The 17482-nt window shown below is 58.4% G+C and carries 18 protein-coding genes; 15 read left to right on the top strand and 3 right to left on the bottom strand.

Features of this window, described 5'->3' with window-relative positions; translation table 11 throughout:
- Window positions 1-81: 81 nt before the first annotated feature.
- The 5 genes from VB780_RS07505 (at window position 82) to VB780_RS07485 (ending at window position 5975) form a co-directional block, all read left to right on the top strand.
- Window positions 82-741 carry a hypothetical protein gene (locus tag VB780_RS07505; protein ID WP_323350515.1) on the top strand — a complete coding sequence of 220 codons (660 nt, stop codon included), beginning with the start codon at window positions 82-84 and terminating at the stop codon, window positions 739-741.
- An 18-nt stretch (window positions 742-759) separates the two neighbouring features.
- A complete protein-coding gene (locus VB780_RS07500) occupies window positions 760-2007 on the top strand; it encodes a hypothetical protein (protein WP_323350514.1) in 1248 nt (415 codons plus the stop codon).
- A gap of 122 nt (window positions 2008-2129) precedes the next feature.
- The gene (locus VB780_RS07495) at window positions 2130-2288 is read left to right on the top strand and encodes a hypothetical protein (protein WP_323350513.1); all 159 of its coding nucleotides are present in this window, start codon (window positions 2130-2132) and stop codon (window positions 2286-2288) included.
- Entirely contained in the window at window positions 2282-4498 is a 2217-nt protein-coding gene (locus VB780_RS07490) for an arylsulfatase (protein ID WP_323350512.1), read from the top strand. Before VB780_RS07495 ends, VB780_RS07490 begins: the two co-directional genes overlap by 7 nt.
- A 73-nt stretch (window positions 4499-4571) precedes the next feature.
- Window positions 4572-5975, top strand: a complete 1404-nt coding sequence (locus VB780_RS07485; protein WP_323350511.1) for a DUF1254 domain-containing protein — start codon at window positions 4572-4574, stop codon at window positions 5973-5975.
- A 146-nt stretch (window positions 5976-6121) separates the two neighbouring features.
- On the opposite strand, the gene VB780_RS07480 is transcribed toward VB780_RS07485, so the two are convergent.
- Window positions 6122-6760: a Uma2 family endonuclease gene (locus VB780_RS07480; RefSeq protein WP_323350510.1), complete on the bottom strand. Its 639-nt coding sequence runs from the start codon at window positions 6758-6760 to the stop codon at window positions 6122-6124.
- A 129-nt stretch (window positions 6761-6889) separates the two neighbouring features.
- Here VB780_RS07480 and VB780_RS07475 point away from each other — a divergent pair, with 129 nt between their 5' ends.
- The 3 genes from VB780_RS07475 to VB780_RS07465 all read left to right on the top strand — a co-directional run bounded on the left by VB780_RS07475 (window position 6890) and on the right by VB780_RS07465 (window position 8606).
- A complete protein-coding gene (locus VB780_RS07475; protein ID WP_323350509.1) occupies window positions 6890-7687 on the top strand; it encodes a DUF2092 domain-containing protein in 798 nt (265 codons plus the stop codon).
- Window positions 7688-7689: 2 nt separating this feature from the next.
- A complete protein-coding gene (locus VB780_RS07470; RefSeq protein WP_323350508.1) occupies window positions 7690-8190 on the top strand; it encodes a hypothetical protein in 501 nt (166 codons plus the stop codon).
- 101 nt (window positions 8191-8291) lie between these two features.
- Window positions 8292-8606 carry a hypothetical protein gene (locus tag VB780_RS07465; protein WP_323350507.1) on the top strand — a complete coding sequence of 105 codons (315 nt, stop codon included), beginning with the start codon at window positions 8292-8294 and terminating at the stop codon, window positions 8604-8606.
- Here VB780_RS07465 and VB780_RS07460 read toward each other — a convergent pair.
- Window positions 8603-8965, bottom strand: coding sequence for a hypothetical protein (locus tag VB780_RS07460; RefSeq protein WP_323350506.1), 363 nt, complete (start codon window positions 8963-8965; stop codon window positions 8603-8605). The genes VB780_RS07465 and VB780_RS07460 overlap by 4 nt on opposite strands.
- Here VB780_RS07460 and VB780_RS07455 point away from each other — a divergent pair.
- From VB780_RS07455 to VB780_RS07425, 7 genes are all read left to right on the top strand, one after another.
- Window positions 8952-9950, top strand: coding sequence for a hypothetical protein (locus VB780_RS07455; RefSeq protein WP_323350505.1), 999 nt, complete (start codon window positions 8952-8954; stop codon window positions 9948-9950). The genes VB780_RS07460 and VB780_RS07455 overlap by 14 nt on opposite strands.
- A 59-nt stretch (window positions 9951-10009) precedes the next feature.
- Entirely contained in the window at window positions 10010-10669 is a 660-nt protein-coding gene (locus VB780_RS07450; protein WP_323350504.1) for a hypothetical protein, read from the top strand.
- Between the two features lie 21 nt (window positions 10670-10690).
- Window positions 10691-12025, top strand: a complete 1335-nt coding sequence (locus VB780_RS07445; RefSeq protein WP_323350503.1) for a DUF1254 domain-containing protein — start codon at window positions 10691-10693, stop codon at window positions 12023-12025.
- Window positions 12026-12035: 10 nt separating this feature from the next.
- A complete protein-coding gene (locus tag VB780_RS07440; protein WP_323350502.1) occupies window positions 12036-12635 on the top strand; it encodes a hypothetical protein in 600 nt (199 codons plus the stop codon).
- 76 nt (window positions 12636-12711) lie between these two features.
- Window positions 12712-14463 (top strand): alpha/beta hydrolase, encoded by a 1752-nt coding sequence (locus VB780_RS07435; protein WP_323350501.1) that lies wholly within the window; start codon window positions 12712-12714, stop codon window positions 14461-14463.
- Window positions 14464-15412: 949 nt separating this feature from the next.
- Window positions 15413-16666: an anaerobic sulfatase maturase gene (locus VB780_RS07430; RefSeq protein ID WP_323350500.1), complete on the top strand. Its 1254-nt coding sequence runs from the start codon at window positions 15413-15415 to the stop codon at window positions 16664-16666.
- Window positions 16667-16739: 73 nt separating this feature from the next.
- Window positions 16740-17147 (top strand): DUF1622 domain-containing protein, encoded by a 408-nt coding sequence (locus tag VB780_RS07425; RefSeq protein WP_323350499.1) that lies wholly within the window; start codon window positions 16740-16742, stop codon window positions 17145-17147.
- Between the two features lie 68 nt (window positions 17148-17215).
- On the opposite strand, the gene VB780_RS07420 is transcribed toward VB780_RS07425, so the two are convergent.
- A complete protein-coding gene (locus VB780_RS07420) occupies window positions 17216-17365 on the bottom strand; it encodes a hypothetical protein (RefSeq protein ID WP_323350498.1) in 150 nt (49 codons plus the stop codon).
- Window positions 17366-17482: the final 117 nt, after the last annotated feature.

Here is a 17482-nt window from a genome sequence, read left to right as displayed (position 1 = left end):
CGTTCCAGAACAACAGGCCGTTTGACCCGCTGCGTAGTTCGCTTTTCACGCCAAAAAAGATAAGCAAAAAAGGATTTAATTATGGCTCTGTTTAAAGTGCTGCCCGGTTTGATGATGTCGGCCTGTCTTGCGGCGGTCATGGCCCTCTCCAGCCTGGCCCGAGCAGTGGAAGAGCTTGCTCCCTCTGGGCAGCTGCCGACGACCCTAGTCCAGGCTAGTGACAGTCAGCCAGCCACTGCCGATGATCTGGACGTAGATAACCTGACCGATGAGCAGGTGGCCCAGCTAGAAGCGATCTTTGACGCCTATGAGCCTCAAATTGAAGCGGCCACCGCCAACTACATGGCGGCGCTAGAAAACATGAATAACCTGCTGGTGCCCAGCACCAGCGATGAGCTACTGGTCAATGGCTACAACGATCTGGCTGTGGCTCAGCAGACTAAGGACGCTCTGATTTTTGAACGCAATCTGGCGTTGCGGGGGGTGCTCACCCTCGATCAGCGCCAGGCCATTAACGACTATGTGCGCGCCTACCTGGGCATTGCCCCACCTGAGCCAGTGGCGGTGTTTCCCCAAACTCTGATCGGCACGGATGCCGATACGGCGATCGCCAATCTCCAGGCCGATGGCTGGGGTATTGCCTTTACCACTCCCTCTCAAGTCGGGCTCGATCGCGGCAGCGAAAAGCTCGATCTCAGCATCAACCGCAGCGGCCAGATTAGCGATGCCCAACTGTTTTAGGGGCGTAAAGGAACTGTCATGAACTCCAAAATTAAGCTTGTCAGCCTGGGGACTACTGTGGCGATCGCGCTGCTGCTGCCCTCCCAGGCTAGGGCCAACGCGCCCGCTCCCACCGATGAACCCACTGCGCTAACGACTGCGGAACCGCAGACAGAGGTAGTTCTAGAAGATGTTTCCGAAGTAGTACCTGAAGCGGGGATGTCCGCTGCGATCACAGCGGACACGAGCCAGCAGCCCCAGCCCCCAGGCATAACCGCCGTTGCGCCAGTCAACACCAGTGACAATGCTAGTCCTGAAAATAGCGACAATGCCCAGGCTGATCTCCCCTTGCTGCCGCCGTCTACCAACAGCCACGATCTACAACCGATCGAGGCACCTCTAGCCAGTGAGAGCTTGTTGCAAACGACTCCAGCCCAGCCCCTCGACACAGCTCAAACTACGTCAGCACCAGCACCCTCAGAGCAGTGGCACTTTTTGGTCGTGCCCTACATCTATGTTCCCTTCAATATCTCGGGTTCAGCGACCTTTCAAGGCGAGGATTTTAGGAACAATTTCGTCGGAAATTTTGTTGATCCTTCCCGAGATTTTGATTTTAGCCCCAGCCAGATTAGAGCAGCGCTGCGAAACAGCTTAAACTTTGCTTTTTTTAGCGGGTTTGAAGCCTGGACGCCAAACTATAACGCAGGAATTCTAGCCAATATAGACTACGTTTCCCTATCGAGTGGCAGCACCTTAAACCGGGATGTACGGATTCCTGGGGCTGCGGCCTTTGTGCCCACCGAAGTAAATGCCGCCTTAAATACCCAACTCTGGCGAGGTGATTTGGCGGCCAGCTATCGCTTTTATGATCCAGCGCGAGCTAACCCTGAGGGCATCCGCTCAGAGTACGACCTAGGGCCGTTTGTATTTGATGTGTTGGGTGGTCTGAGTCTAGTTCAAATCAACAATCAGCTTGGTTTGAGCACCAACTTGGGCGGAAATGGCCAGTTTAACAGCACTCGAACGCTGATATCGCCGCTGCTCGGCGGACGAGTGCGGTGGAATGCCACCCCTGAACTAGCCGTGCTTGCATCGGGCACGGTCTCTGGCTTTGGCATCAGTGGGCTGACGCAGTACGGCATCCAGGGCGGTATCGACTGGATGTTTTCGGGCAACACCACCCTGGGGGCTGGCTATCGCTTCGCCTTTCTCGACTACAGCTCTAGCCAGGTTGACCTCAACGTCAATCAGAATGGCCCCTACCTAGATATTGGGTTTCGCTTTTAATCGGCAGGGTGGTCGGTTGGGGTTTGCGCCGCCGCCTCTAACCGACGAAAACCAACCCATAAGATGCATCGCCTTTTCATGACTATGCTTCACAACCTGAATTAACAAAGGACTTAGAGAGTATGGCTGCTAACGACCATGTCCAACGGCAGATTCTGCCCATCCCTGACCAGACCCACTTCGGCATTACCACCTACGATGCCAAAGACCCCGACACCAAATATCCCCCCATTCGCGACCTGCGCCCCCTGCCGATGCGCCTAACGTGCTGGTTGTGTTGATTGACGATGCGGGTTTTGGCTCATCCAGCGCCTTTGGTGGGCCCTGCCACACCCCCACCTTCGAGAAACTGGCAGGACAGGGGCTCAAGTACACCCGCTTCCATACGACAGCCCTCTGTTCGCCCACTCGCCAAGCCTTGCTGACCGGTCGCAACCACCACTCCGTGGGCATGGGCAACATCACCGAAACCGCCACTGCCGCGCCGGGTCAAAGCTCGGTGCGATCGAATACCAAAGCGCCCCTAGCTTTGACCCTAAAGCTGAATGGCTACTCCACGGCGCAGTTTGGCAAGTGCCACGAAGTGCCGGTGTGGCAAACCTCCCCGATGGGGCCGTTTGATGCCTGGCCGACGGGCGGCGGTGGGTTTGAGTATTTCTACGGCTTCATCGGTGGCGAAAATAACCAGTGGGATCCGGCCCTGTATGAAGGCACAACGCCAATTGAACCCCCAGCCACCCCCGAGGAGGGCTACCACCTGACGGAAGATTTAGCCGAGAAGGCGATCGCCTGGGTCAGTCAGCAAAAAGCCCTGCTACCCGACAAGCCCTTCTTTATGTACTTTGCCCCAGGGGCTACCCATGCCCCCCACCACGTGCCCAAGGAATGGGCTGATAAATACAAAGGCCAGTTTGCCCACGGTTGGGATCGCCAGCGGGAAATTACCTTTGCCAAGCAGAAAGAACTGGGCGTGATTGGCCCCGATGCCCAACTCACCCCCCGCCATGCCGAAATTCCCGCCTGGGACGACATGGATCCTCGTCTGAAGCCGGTGCTAGAGCGGGAGATGGAGGTCTACGCCGGGTTTATGGAGCATACCGACTACCAGATCGGGCGGCTGATCGACGCCCTGGAAGATCTGGAAATTCTCGATTACACCTTGATCTATGTGATTATCGGCGACAATGGCGCATCCGCCGAAGGCACCCTCCAGGGCGCGTTCAACGAAATGGCCAACTTCAACGGCATGGCGTCCCTAGAAACGCCGGAATTCTTGCTGTCGAAGATCGACGACTTTGGCGGCCCCGATTCCTACAACCACTTTGCGGTGGGCTGGGCCTGGGCGATGGATACCCCCTACCAGTGGACGAAGCAGGTGGCCTCTCACTGGGGCGGCACCCGCAACGGCACCATCGTTCGCTATCCCAAAGCCATTCAAGAAAAAGGCGGCATCCGGCACCAGTTTAGCCATGTGATTGACGTGGCTCCCACGGTGCTAGAAGTGGCTGGCATTCCTGAACCGACCATGGTGAATGGCGTGCTGCAAAGCCCCTACGAAGGCACCAGTATGGCCTACAGCTTTACCGACGGCACCGCGCCCGAACGTCACGAGATTCAATACTTTGAGATGTTTGGCAACCGGGGCATTTACTACAAAGGCTGGAGCGCGATCACCAAGCACCGCACCCCATGGATCATGGTGGGTCAGCAGATGCCCGCCTTTGACGACGATGTGTGGGAACTGTACGACGGCAGCAAAGACTGGACGCAGTTCCACAACCTGGCTCAGGAGATGCCGGAGAAGCTGCACGAACTGCAACGCCTATTTTTAATCGAAGCAGTGAAGTATAACGTGGTGCCGCTGGACGATCGCCAAACCGAGCGCATCGACCCCGCCACCGCTGGCCGCCCCTCCCTGGTGAAGGGAGATTCGCAAATCTTCTTTGCGGGTATGGGTCGCCTGTCGGAAAACAGCGTCATCAATATCAAAAACAAGTCGTTCTCGATCACCGCTGAAATTGAAACGAAGGACAAACCTGCTAACGGGGTGATCATCGCCCAAGGGGGCAAGTTTGGCGGTTGGAGCGTCCACACCAAAGACGGCAAGCTCAAGTTTACCTACAACGTGCTGGGCATCCATGCGTTTCCAGTCGAGGCGACAGCCCCCATTCCCCAGGGCAAGCATCAGGTGCGGATGGAGTTTGCCTACGATGGCGGTGGCCTGGGCAAGGGCGGCAACGTCACCCTCTACTACGACGGTCAACCCGTAGGCAGCGGGCGGGTTGAAGCCACCCACGCAATGATTTTCTCGGCGGATGAAACCACCGACATCGGCTATGAATCGGGCACCTCCGTTAGCCCCGACTACACCGCCCACAGCAGCAAGTTCACAGGCAAGATCCACTGGGTGCAGCTCGATGTGGGCAAGGATGACCACGACCACCTGATTTCGCCAGATGAGCGGCTGCGGGTGGCGATGGCGCGGCAGTAATGCCCAGCGGTCCGGTGGCTTGAAGCCGCCGATCGCCTGAGCCCTACAGACTGACCTCTCTGGACGGCCCACCATGACCCCTACGCCCCTGACCGAGGCCGAGGCCTACACCCTTGGCCTGGAGGCCTACCTCTACCTCTACCCCCTGATCCTGATGAATGTCACTCGCCGGGTCACCACCTCTAGCTCTCCAGGTCAGCGCCCTGGTCTTGGCCCTGCCAATGCCTTTGCCCACGTGCACGCCCTGCCAACCGGCGATGGTCGAGCTGGGGGGCGGCCCAACGTTGACCTGCTCTACTCCAGCGCCTGGCTCAAGCTGTTTGATGAGCCGATGGTGGTGTCGGCACCGGATACGGGCGATCGCTACTATATGCTGCCTATGCTCGACATGTGGAGCGATGTGTTTGCCGCGCCGGGCCAGCGCACCAGCGGCAGGGGAGCGGGGCACTGGGCGGTGGTGCCCCCCGGTTGGCAGGACAGCCTGCCGGGGGGTGTCGATCGCATCGAGGCACCCACGCCAATGGTATGGGTGATGGGCCTGACTCAAACCTATGGCCCCGATGACTATGCCGCCGCCCAGGCCATTCAGGCGGGTTATACCGTCACCCCGCTGTCTCGGTGGGGCCAGGGAGTTCAACCGAGCGCATCTACCCAGGCCGAGGCACTCCAGAGCCCCGCCACCATCGATCAATCCTCACCGCTGCACCAGGTTAACCACCTGCCGATCGAGCAGTTTTTGGCCTACGGGGCGGCGCTGATGGCCCAGCACCCGCCTCACCCCACCGACTGGTCGCAGCTGGCGCGTTTGAGGCGGCTGGGGTTGGCACCGGGCCACCGCTTTGACCCAGAACTGCTCGACCCGGTGGTGAGCGAGGGTTTGCAGGCGGTGCCCAGGGATGCGATCGCAGCCATGCAGACCCAATCCACCCGTCTGGGGCGTGTGGTCAACGGCTGGCAACTGCCCCCCGAGCCTCTGGGCGTCTACGGCAACGCCTATCTAAAGCGGGCGACCATCGCCCTGACCGGCCTGGGGGCAAACCCGCCGGAGGATGCTGTCTGTCTCCAGAGCGTTGCCGATGCCCTGAGGGAAGCCATTGTGAGCGACAAAGCCTATCGCCTGCATTTTGAGGCGGGGGCGCTGCCCCCGGTGGAGGCCTTTTGGTCGCTCACCCTCTACGACGGCGACGGGTTTCCGGTGTCCCATGAGACAGAGCGGTATGCGGTGGGCGATGGTCGTTGGCATAGCCGCCCCAGAGGGGCTAGACCGGCCAAAGGCGATCGCACCCCCCTGACCTACAACGCCGATGGCTCGCTGGATCTCTGCATCCAGCCCACCAATCCTGGCCCAGAACTGGCTGCCAACTGGCTGCCTTCACCCTCCAGTGGCCCGCTCAACCTCACCCTGCGTCTCTACTCCCCCCAGCCCCAAGTTCTGGACGGGCGCTGGGAGCCGCCTGCGGTGACCCCCTTGGCCTAGAAACAGATCCCTGGGTTCTTTGAGAACCCAGGGATCTAAAGCCCCCAGCACTTTCCTTGAATGAGAAAAACCTGTAGCGAGAAGGTCTATGAACAACATCCACTATCTATGGCAAGCCACGAAAAGAACACACTGCGGGCACGCATTTAGGCTTGGGTTTGGGCGCGCACCCACTGGCGAAAGTCGAGTTCTGCGGTGACTTCGTCGGCGATCGCAGTCTGCAAAAAGCCGTAGAGATCAGCTTTAGCCACTAGGGGAAAGGTTGGGGAGCAATCGCATTCCTCATACCGCCCCTCTACGAGCTGCAAAATTGTCCACTCGCGCCCGTTAAACCGCCAAAACTCGGGTACTCCCAAGCTGGCATAGAGGGCATTTTTCTGGATGTCGGTGTGGGTAATATCCACTTCCACCACCAGATCAGGGGGTGGGTCAACCGCCAAATCTACCTCATGATCGGCCACCAGAGCGTAGTTCTGGATGTAATAGCCGTTATCGGGTTCTGCACTTTTAAGCAGATCTGCCCGCGCCAGGGTAGTCGAGCCCATCGACTTCATTTTTAACCCCAGTTCCACCACCAAAATGCGAATGAACAGTTCAATTAACCGCGCCAAACGCTCATGTCCCTCTAGCGGCATGGTGATTTCTAAAACCCCGGTGTCGTAGGTGAAGCGCGCATGGGTGCGCTCTGCCAAAAGCTGGCGAATTTGTTGAAAGGCGGCCCAATCGAGCGATCGAAACACCATCCGATTTTCCCCCATAAGCGGGGGCGGAGCCTCTAGGTACAAGGGTCTTTTCTCCACGAGTAGGGCTGGCGTTACTCCGGCCATCTCAATTTTAAGGGTTCTCCCAGATCCGAGGGTTCTTTAAGAACCCTCGGATCTACCCCAAAAAGACTTTCTTTAATGAGACCAACTATGAACAACAATCACTTTCTAAACCAAATCGGTGGGGTATCCCTGGCCCTCGGTATGGGCCTGGGGGTGGGGGCGATCGCGCCTACCCCCGCCCAGGCCCAAGACCTCGACCCCAACGCCACCGAGGTTTTGCAGTTTATGTCCGACTATCTGGCGGAGACCGAAGCCCTCAGTTTCAATGCCGACATTGACTTTGAGGTGATCGCCAGAACCGGACAAAAATTGCAATTTAGCAGCTATGCCTCGGTGCTGCTGAATCGCCCCAATGGGCTGCATGTCCGCCGTCAGGGGCCATTGGCTGATGTCGAAATTTTGTTTGACGGCAGCCAGCTTACCCTATTTGGACGGCGGATCAATGCCTACGTTCAGCAAGCCTTCACGGGCACTGTGGACGAGGCCATTCTGGCGGTAGAGGCCGACACGGGCATTCCCTTTCCGGGGGCCGACCTGCTGTTTAGCGACACCTACGCGGTGCTGATGGAGGGGGTGACCAGCAGCCGGTACCTCGGCACAGGCTACATCAACGGGGTAGAAGTTCACCACCTGGCCTTCCGGGAGGACGACGTGGACTGGCAACTCTGGGTACAGACGGGCGATCGCCCCCTGCCCATGAAGTATGTGATCACCACCAAGTGGCTGACGGGCGCGCCCCAGTACGAGACTCGCCTGCGCGACTGGAATACCAGCCCGCAGATTGCCAATAACCGCTTTACCTTTACTGCTCCGGCGGGGGCCGCGCGCCTAGAAACACTGCCCACCAGCGAACTAGAAGACTTCCAATCTACCGAGGACAACTAGCCATGAAAAAATTGTCTCTGTATGCCATGAAAATGTTGCCCTGGCTGGCGGCATCGGTGTGCGTGGCGTGGCAAGCGTCAGCGTCGTCGTCGTTGGTGCGGCCCCAGGCCATGGTCATTGGGCCACAGCTTGTGGCCCAGTCGGCGGCTGATTTGGCCCCTGGTAGTTCCAGTACCGCCGGGCAGCCCACCAGCGCCGACGAACTGGTCATCGACGATCTGACTGATGACCAGTCGGCCCAGATCGAGCTGATTTTTGAAGAATACCAGCCTCAGATTGAAGCGGCCATGCTCACCTACGAAGCGGCGGCGGCAGACCTACTGGACCTGTTGCAGCCCGCCACCCCCGAGGCCGATCTGATTGCCGCCCGCGAAACCGTGTTGGATGCCGAACGGGCCGTTGAAGATTTGATCTTTGAGCGCAACCTGATGCTGCGGGCAGTGCTAACCCTCGATCAGCGCCAGGTGATTAACGACTACCTGCGCAACGGGCTAGGGCTGTAGGGCATGGCCGAGGGTCAGCTGAAATGCTGCCCAGGGTTCTCTCGGCTTTCTTAATCCCAGACTTCTTAATCCCAGACTTCTTAATTGTGGAGAGTTTAGCGATGAACCAAGTTCAGCGAATTGCCTTGACAACCTGTGGGCTATTGGCGGCCACTGCCGTCTTCGATGGGATCGTGGGCGGCGGCACGTTCGTTTCCCCAGCGGTGGCGGTGGTGGGCAGACCGGCCACCCCGGTCAGCGTGGCGGGGGTGGCGCGGCGCACCACGCGGCGGGTGATTCGGCGATCGACCATCTATGCCGCGACGCTGCCCGGCGGCTGCTACCCCATCGTGATTGAGGGCACCTCCCTCTACCAGTGCGGTGCCACGTACTACCAACCCTATGGCACTCAGTATGTGGTCGTGTATGTGGACTAAGAATTTACCGACACAACAGGAGAAAAGTCATGACGACACCGCAAACCAAGGTGCTCAACGACGGTGACGGAGCCAGATTTGAGCGTTTCGACCACATGCACAAAACCCGCTTCATTTGAGTTGAGAACAGTGATGAGATTCTCGCCCTTTTTTCTAAAACTATCTCCCATGACGATGAGATATCTCTGCCCTTTTACCGGGTGGATAAAGCGTGGTGCGATCGCCACGGTCAGCGCAACGGTGCTGAGCACCACTTCGGGATGGACTGCGGAAATATCGCCTGAGCGATCGCCCCTCCCCCGCTGGATCGAGCCAACCACACCCGCGCAGCTTAAACAGAACTCAATGTCGGTAGCCAAGCCCGCGACCACCCCACTGGAGAAGCCTGCCCCAGTAGCGTTACCCTGGTCAGTCTCCGCAGCCGCCGATGCTGTAATGGCTGAGGCGACTGCATTACCCGTGGCGAGCGCAGCCGTATGTACCGTCTCAGCTTGCTTGAGTTTGAGCCAAATTGCCCCTGCTCAAGCACCTGCGCTGGTGGCCTCTACCGAACCTGAAACGGCCACCTCTCTGGCTGACCGGACTACCGCGATCGCCCAGGCCGCTGACAGCGCCGCTTCGGATCAGGCTGCCCTGGCGAGAGCATCCCAAAATCCTATCGCCAGCCTGATTTCAGTCCCCTTTCAAAACAATACAAATTTTGGCGTCGGTGAGTTTAACCGCACTAGCAACATCCTCAATGTTCAGCCGGTTATTCCCGTACCCCTGAGCGATAATTTAACGCTGGTCAATCGCACCATTATTCCTATTGCCTATCAGCCCGAATTGGCGGCGGGTTTAGATAGTGCGTTTGGCCTTGGCGACATCAACTACACCGGCTTTTTTGTGCCCCAATCTGCGGGCAACTTCACCTGGGGAGTTGGCCCCTCCCTTCTGTTGCCCACCGCGACAGATACCATCTTGGGCACGGGTAAGTGGTCAATCGGGCCAGCCGCTGTCGCACTGGTGACCCAAGGCCCGATTGTGACGGGGGCGTTGGTTAGTCAGCTCTGGTCTTTTGCCGGGGATAGCGATCGCCAAGACGTCAGCCTGCTGACGGTGCAGCCGTTCTTTAACTACAACTTCGCAGGCGGCTGGTACGCCAGCACCTCACCCATCATTACCGCTAACTGGCAGGCCGACGGCGAGCAATGGACTGTCCCGATTGGCGGCGGGGTAGGTCGAGTTTTCAAGATCGGCAGCCAACCCGTGAATGCTTCGCTGCAAGCCTATTGGAATGCGATCAGGCCCGAGGGTGCCGCTGACTGGACGCTGCGTGCCCAATTCACGCTGCTGTTTCCCTAGAAGGCGTTTCCCTAGGCGTCGTTTCCCTGAAAGGTTTCCCTAAAAGACAGTGTTGAACCATGACCAGTCCTGTTCCCACCCATTCAATTGAATCTCGCTGGCCCGTCGCCCTGACGATTCTAGTGGTGCTGGTCTTGCTGACGGTGCTGCCCGATCGCATCCGGGTGTTTCCGGTTTGGCTGCCCTACCTGCTCGGCCTGGTGATTTTGGTGGCGATCGCCCTGGTGCCACTCACGGGCGGCAAACGTCGGGCACTCCGAACGGAGCGGTGGATCACGCTGCTGTTCTGTCTATTGGTGGGAGCGGGAATGCTGGTGGGCCTGCGCCACCTGATTTTTGAGATGTTTGACTCTTCCGGCGACCTGGACGGTCTGGAGTTATTCACCTCTAGCGTGGCGGTGTGGATGATCGGCATTCTAATTTTTGCGCTGGTGTACTGGCAGAGCGATCGCGGCGGGCCAGAGATGCGCCTTAGCGATCGCCGCCGATCGCCCGACTGGCTCTTTCCCCAGGCCGATTTGGACGATATCTTGCCCCACTGGCAACCCACCTTTGTGGATTATTTGTTTCTGGCCTACACCACCGCCACCGCTTTTAGCCCCACGGATGTGGCCCCCATCAGCACTTGGGCCAAGCTGATGCTGATGGCCCAGAGCCTGATCTCCCTGGCCACCATTTTGGTGGTGGTCTCCCGCGCCATCAACATTCTCGGCAGTTAACCTCTTATCTAAATTCAACCCATGAACAACCAACCGCTCAGTGAATCAGCTGCCTGCGCGATCGGGGTCGAGGCCTACCACTACTTCTACCCGCTGATCTCCATGGATGTGACCCGCCGGGTGACCACCAACTACCCGCCCGACACCAAGCCCGCCATGGGGCCGATGAATGCCTTTCACCACCTGCGGGCCTTTCCCCCCGCCAATTTTCGGGAAGTGGTACGACCCAATTTCGATACCCTCTATTCTTCGGCCTGGCTAGATTTGACCCAGGGGCCGGTGATTGTGTCGGCACCGGATACGGGCGATCGCTACTACATGCTGCCCCTGATGGATATGTGGTCTGATCTGTTTGCGGTACCCGGCAAACGCACCAGTGGCACTAGTGAAGCCCACTTTGGCGTATTCCTAAAAGGCTGGAGCGGCACCCTGCCCAACGGGGTGCAGCCCATCGAGTCGCCCACCGCCTACATCTGGATCATCGGTCGGACTCAAACCAACGGCCCGAAAGACTACGCGGCGGTGCACCAGGTGCAGGATGGCTATGGCATCACTCCCCTATCGGCCTGGGGACAAACCTGGGAGCCAGCCGTGGCCGTTGACCCCACGGTAGATATGAAGACGCCGCCCTTGATGCAGGTGAATACAATGCCTGCGGCCCAGTACTTTAGCTACGGGACAGAACTACTGAAGCTCAACCCACCCCACATGACCGACTGGTCGATAGTGGCTCGCCTGGGTCGTCTGGGCATTGTGCCGGGTCAAAGCTTTGACTTTAATACAGCTTCTCCAGCGATTCAGGCGGGGTTGGAGCAAGCGGCTGTGGATGGCCTCAAGCTGATGCAGGCCAAAATACCGACCCTGGCCAAGGTGGTCAACGGCTGGCAGATGAACACCGACACCATGGGGGTCTACGGCAACTACTACCTGAAGCGAGCGATCGTGGCCATGGTGGGCCTGGGGGCCAACCAGCCAGAGGATGCCATCTATCCCCTGTGTCTGGCCGATGCCGACGGCAACCCGCTAGACGGGGCGAATCGCTACCGGCTGCATTTTGCGAAGGAGGAACTGCCCCCGGTGGATGCCTTCTGGTCAGTGACCATGTACGACGCCGAGGGCTTCCAGGTGGCCAATTCACTGAACCGTTTTGCCATTGGCGATCGCGACGACCTGCACTACAACCCAGACGGGTCCCTCGACCTCTACATCCAAGCCGAGTCGCCAGGAGCTGACCAGGAATCTAACTGGCTGCCCTCCCCCAGTCAGGGCAGCTTGGGCATTACCATGCGCCTCTATGCCCCCAAAGCTGAGGTGCTGGATGGCCGCTGGGCACCCCCCGCCATTCAACGGGTATGAGTGCGCCATGATGCAAAACCTGCCAAAGCCCACTGGCCCCCAGCAAACTCTGATGATGGCCCTGGGCACCGTCATCAGTGTGGCGATCACCCTGGGCATTATCACCCAATTGCCCCTGGCCCGGGCGACACTGATCACCGCCCTGGGACTCTCTAGCCTGATTGTGGCCTGCGCCTATATCTCGCGTCCCGTCTACTGGTGGATGGGGGTAGGGGCGATCGCCGGCATGATTATCGGCCTGGGGGGAATTTTAGCGGGGCACATGGCTGCTGAGAAAGAATCCCTGAGCCCCAATCTGCGGCTGATATTTGTGGCCTTTCAGGCCACGGCAGGGTTCATAGCCGGGGGGCTGGTGGGCCTCAAAACCCCCCAGGCCCACCTCCCCACCCTCAAAGACTTTCTCTCTAGCCTCAGCGCCATCACCGTTGGCCTCTATGCCGTAGTGGTCACCGGGCGCTTCATTTGGGAAGGGCTAGAACCGGCCCGCACCCTGTCTAGCCGCTTGAGTGTATCGACCACGATTTTGATCACGCTGCTGGCAATTCCAGGGGCGATCGGCTACCTGCTGGGCGAGCACTGGAAAGCGACCCATACTCGGCGGCCTAGATAGTCCCATTCCTCCCGGGCAAGGCTGCTAGCCGCTGCTTCAGGTTTCGAAGGGCTGCACTGGAGTTGCGATCGCAATCGTGAGCGCAATCTGCAACGCAATCTATCGCCATCCCAACGACAAAGACGAGCCCTGCCGCCCTACTCTCTACGCCCCACTTCTCCTCACCCCCATGCTCCATCACCCCTGGCTACACCACGGCTTAACTGGACTGCTCTCGCTGAGTGCGATCGCCCTCACCCCCCTACCCGGTCTAGCCGCCGAAGCAGTCTATTTTGACTTTCGGCTGCTGGGGCGATCGGTGCCCACCGCCTCTCTGGCCCACTTTGCTGAAACCGGGGAGGCCGATGCGGCCCTCGCTCCCTACCTGCGGCGGCTCACCCCTGAGCAAAAAGACGGGTTCAGAGAAGCGCTGACAGCAACTCAGCCGGTGGATATCGTGCGCCTTTCCCAGTGGTTTTACAGCCCCATTGGCGAACAGATTCTGCTGTTTGCGGGCGATTTAATCCAAACCGAAGGGCGGTTAAACGGCCAAAAGGCCATTCGGGCCGCCCTGCTTGCCGCCGCCGCCGAAGATGGCGAGATCTCGCTGCTGGATGTGATTGAACACTTCCCTACCCACGACCTGCGATTTGACCTCAACCAGGCCCTGACCGTCGTCCGCCAAGTGGAGACCGAACGCAGCGAAACCCTGACCGTGGTAGGGGCCATCTCTCAACAATCCCTGGCTGCTGCTGCCGCCGCTCCGGTAGATGTGGCGGCACTGCCCGACCTCACCCAGCCCGGCCCCTACGCCACCCGCCGCCTTACCCTCACCCTGCAAGACCCCAGCCGCAACCAACGCGCCTATCCTGTGGACGTGTTTCTGCCTGAAAATTTGGCGGCGGTGTCGGGGCAGATTCCCATCGTGGTAGTTTCCCATGGGTTGGGTGATTCGCGCACCAGCTTTTTGGACCTCGAACGCATTGCCACCTACGGGTTTGCCGTAGCTCTGCCCGAGCACATTGGCAGCAACCGCAGCCAAAAAGAAGCGCTGCTCAGTGGGCTAGACCACGACCTCCTGAACCCGCGCGAATTTTTAGATCGGCCCCTGGATATCAGCTTTTTGCTGGATGAACTGAAGCGTACCAACGCCAGCCAGTACCAGGGCAAGCTGAATGTGCAGCAGGTCGCTGTCATCGGCCACTCCTTTGGGGGCTACACCGCCCTGGCCCTGGCAGGGGCCACGGTGGATTTCGACGCCCTCGCCCAAGGCTGCACTCCCGAGGCCAATATTTTGCTCAATGCGGCCCAGTTGTTGGAATGTCGCGCCCTAGAACTTCGAGACGACCCTGCCGTAGTTCAGCAGCTCGGTGTTGAGGGCGTGGGCGACGATCGCATCAAAGCGGTCATGGCCTTTGCCCCGGTCTCTCACCTGTTTGAGGAGTCCGGCATTCGCCGCATCCAAATTCCCACGATCATTTTGGGCGGGGCTTTTGACATGGTTACCCGCGTAGTGCCCCAGCAGGTTGAGGCCTTTAGCTGGCTGACCACCGAGGAAAAATATCTCTACCTGTACGAAAACACCTCCCACACTCCCCAACTCACTCGCCTGGTGACGTCGGTGTTTCACATCTATCGCGACTTTGACCAGGGGGTTGAAGAGGCGCTAGAGCTCAACCGCGACACCAGCATAACTTTGGCGATCGCCTTTGCCCAGGTCTACCTCAAGGGCGATCGCACCTACGAACCATTCCTGGGCTCAGCCTACATCGAAGCTGTCAGTCAAGAACCCTTCCAGCGCCATCTGGTGCGAGACCTACCAGAGGCCCTGCAGTTTTCTGGTGAATAGACCCTAGCCCTGGGATCTGATCTAGCTTCTCCCTGATTCCGATCTGTACCTGGTGTAGCGTCCGTCATGATCAACGCATCTACAATCAAAGGGTTCAAGCTTAAGTCCATCCTCCTAGGACTAGTAGCCTGGGGACTGGTGGCACTTACCCCAGGTGCGGGAATCGTGGGCGCGCAGGAATCATTTCCCTCCCTGGGCTGGACCTCCTTTGGGTTGGAGGGCGATCTGGCCTACGCCCCGGTGCGGCTCGATGGCTACGAACTTTTTTCAATTGCGGCGGCACTGCCTCAAACCGATAGCGATTGTAGTGGCGTCGGAGCGCTACAAATTCGCCGCAACCGGGTCGAAAATCGTCTGGAATCACAATTGCAATTCCTTTTGCAGCAGGGACTAGCCCTCGACTCGTTTCAGGCCATCCCCACCACGCTAAACCAACAGATGGCGGTGCAAGTCATGGTCAATGGTCAAGCCGGTCGCCCCCTGGTCACCATCACTGCCCTGGATGCCGAAATCTACGGGCTAACCGAGGCAGAACTGGCGGCCGAATTTGCCCGGCGCATTCAAACCGGGTTAGAGCGGAGCATAGCTGAACGACAGCCCGAGGCGCAGTGGGCGCAGGCCAGACAAGCGCTGGGGGGAGGGGCGATCGCAGCCCTCATCGGGACACTGCTGTATTGGGAAGAGCGGCGGCTGGTGCGATCGCGCCAAAACCTACAGCGGCAATACCTCAGTCAGCAGCACGCCCTGACCCAACAGCAGGCCGCTCCCAACTCCGACGATCCGCAACCCGAGCCCATCGCCGAACTGCCCCCGGCCAGCAGTTTAGCGTCTCCCGCGAGTACCGCTTGCGGCTCAACCAGGCGCTCAAGGCCCAGGGCATTCACCCCGCCATTCCCCAACACGAACTGCGCTATCGCTCGTCTAGCCGTCCTTTCACTAACCCCTAACCATGACCACTCTGCCCAAAGCTACGCCCCCGTCCTTTCATCTGCTGGCCAAACCCACCGGAGCCATTTGCAATTTAGATTGCGAATACTGCTTCTTTTTAACGAAAGAGCAGCTTTATCCCGGCAGCAAGTTTCGCATGACCGACGACCTGCAAGAGACCTACATTCAGCAGCTTTTGGCGGCGCACCAGACCCCAGAAGTTACCATCGCTTGGCAAGGGGGCGAACCTACGCTGATGGGGCTAGCGTTCTTTCAGCGCTCCATTGAACTCGTAGAAAAGCACAAAAAGCCTGGGCAGCAGGTTAGCCATACTATCCAAACTAATGGCACCCAACTGGATGATGACTGGGCCAAATTTTTCAAACAAAACCATTTCCTCGTCGGCCTCAGTGTAGATGGGCCTCAGCCACTGCACGATACCTACCGAGTAGACAAGCGCGGACGGGGCACCTTTGACCAGGTGATGCAGGGTCTCAAGGTTCTGCAAAAACACCAGGTTGACGTCAACCTTCTCTGCACGGTGAATGCGGCCAATGGCAACCATCCCCTCACGGTTTACCGCTTTTTTCGCGATGAGCTAAAGGCCGAATTCATTCAGTTTATCCCCATCATCGAGCGGGTGAATGAAGACGGGTCAACGCTGATCCAAGCCGGAAACCAGGTCACCGAGCGATCAGTAAAGCCTGAGCAGTTTGGCCAGTTTCTTAATACCGTATTCGACGAATGGGTGCGGCGGGATGTCGGCAAGATTTTCATTCAGCATTTCGATGCAGCCCTGGCCAACTGGGTGGGGGTACCGCCCTCAGTGTGCATTTTCTCAAAAACCTGTGGCAACGCCCTGGCCCTAGAGCACAACGGCGACCTCTACTGCTGCGACCATTTTGTCGAACCTGCCTACAAGCTGGGCAACATTCAAGACACACCCATGATTGAGATGGTTGCCAGCGATCGCCAGCGGCAGTTTGGCCAAGCTAAGCTCGACACCCTGCCCCAATACTGCCGCGACTGCGCGGTGCGCTTTGCCTGCAACGGCGGCTGTCCTAAAAACCGCTTTGCAGAAACTCCCAACGGTGAACCGGGCCTTAACTATCTGTGTGCTGGGTATAAGGCTTTCTTTACTCACATCGATAAACCCATGAGACTGATGGCCAATCTGCTGCGCAAAGGCCGCTATGCCGATGAAGTGATGGGGTTGATTGCGCAGGGCGATCGCCCTGCAAAGCCCGTTGGCTTTGGCACCCCAGCCAAGCCCTAGCCAGCAGGGTGCCCTCATCGCTCTGCATAGCGCACCATTCACAACTCCCCTTAACTCAAAGGATGCGCAAACAATGGAATCGTTGGAGCAGCTGATCAATAGTTTGGCCGGGTCGTTAAAGATCATCCTGGAAGGCATTTCGGTGCTCTGCATTCTGGTCGGTCTACTGACCACCGTGCAACTCACTGCCAAACAGCGCTGGCGATATGTTGCCTCTGGTCGGCAGGCAACCCGCGATCCTGATATATCTCTAGCGAAAATCAGGCTCAACTTTGGCCTCTGGCTCTCCCTGGCGCTAGAGTTTCAGCTGGGAGCTGATATCGTCAATACCACCGTCGCACCCTCCCTAGAAGCCCTGGGCCGCCTGGGTCTGCTGGCGCTGATTCGCACCTTCTTGAATTTCTTTTTGGCCCGAGAGCTAGATGCCGAAAAAAATACGATTACCCAGGCATCTCTGTCACTGCAAGACACCAATGCCTAGGTGCGTCGCTACCCTGCGATCGCACCACCACTGGCTAAATTGCTTAACGCATTCAAGGCATCACTGCCCTAGTCTTGTTCTGGGTTAGCTTCAGCTATAGGGCGATCGCCGATTGCCGCCTCCGCTTCCCACACCCGCCGCTGTTTCTGTATCCCCATGGCAATCTGCTGAATCAAGTGCTTCTTCACCAAGCATTCCGGCTGGTAGTGGTTAACCAACTACTGCACCAATTTCTGAAAAGCGCTCGGCATTGGACAACGGAAAGCTGAGGCTCCAGTGCATGGAAGTAGCCCCGAATCACAGCATTGCCAGGCTAGTTGCCCGCGCCGCAACCA

The sequence above is a fragment of the Leptolyngbya sp. CCNP1308 genome (assembly GCF_034932455.1).
Lineage (GTDB): Bacteria > Cyanobacteriota > Cyanobacteriia > Phormidesmidales > Phormidesmidaceae > Nodosilinea.
The sequence above is the reverse complement of the archived record's forward strand: the minus strand, read 5'-3'. Positions and strand labels throughout refer to the sequence as shown.

Bases quoted from the DNA above. Each gene is read 5' to 3' on its own strand.
- VB780_RS07505 (WP_323350515.1), top strand. From the start codon at position 82: ATGGCTCTGTTTAAAGTGCTGCCCGGTTTGATGATGTCGGCCTGTCTT.
- VB780_RS07500 (WP_323350514.1), top strand. From the start codon at position 760: ATGAACTCCAAAATTAAGCTTGTCAGCCTGGGGACTACTGTGGCGATC.
- VB780_RS07495 (WP_323350513.1), top strand. From the start codon at position 2,130: ATGGCTGCTAACGACCATGTCCAACGGCAGATTCTGCCCATCCCTGAC.
- VB780_RS07485 (WP_323350511.1), top strand. From the start codon at position 4,572: ATGACCCCTACGCCCCTGACCGAGGCCGAGGCCTACACCCTTGGCCTG.
- VB780_RS07475 (WP_323350509.1), top strand. From the start codon at position 6,890: ATGAACAACAATCACTTTCTAAACCAAATCGGTGGGGTATCCCTGGCC.
- VB780_RS07470 (WP_323350508.1), top strand. From the start codon at position 7,690: ATGAAAAAATTGTCTCTGTATGCCATGAAAATGTTGCCCTGGCTGGCG.
- VB780_RS07465 (WP_323350507.1), top strand. From the start codon at position 8,292: ATGAACCAAGTTCAGCGAATTGCCTTGACAACCTGTGGGCTATTGGCG.
- VB780_RS07455 (WP_323350505.1), top strand. From the start codon at position 8,952: ATGTCGGTAGCCAAGCCCGCGACCACCCCACTGGAGAAGCCTGCCCCA.
- VB780_RS07450 (WP_323350504.1), top strand. From the start codon at position 10,010: ATGACCAGTCCTGTTCCCACCCATTCAATTGAATCTCGCTGGCCCGTC.
- VB780_RS07445 (WP_323350503.1), top strand. From the start codon at position 10,691: ATGAACAACCAACCGCTCAGTGAATCAGCTGCCTGCGCGATCGGGGTC.
- VB780_RS07440 (WP_323350502.1), top strand. From the start codon at position 12,036: ATGCAAAACCTGCCAAAGCCCACTGGCCCCCAGCAAACTCTGATGATG.
- VB780_RS07430 (WP_323350500.1), top strand. From the start codon at position 15,413: ATGACCACTCTGCCCAAAGCTACGCCCCCGTCCTTTCATCTGCTGGCC.
- VB780_RS07425 (WP_323350499.1), top strand. From the start codon at position 16,740: ATGGAATCGTTGGAGCAGCTGATCAATAGTTTGGCCGGGTCGTTAAAG.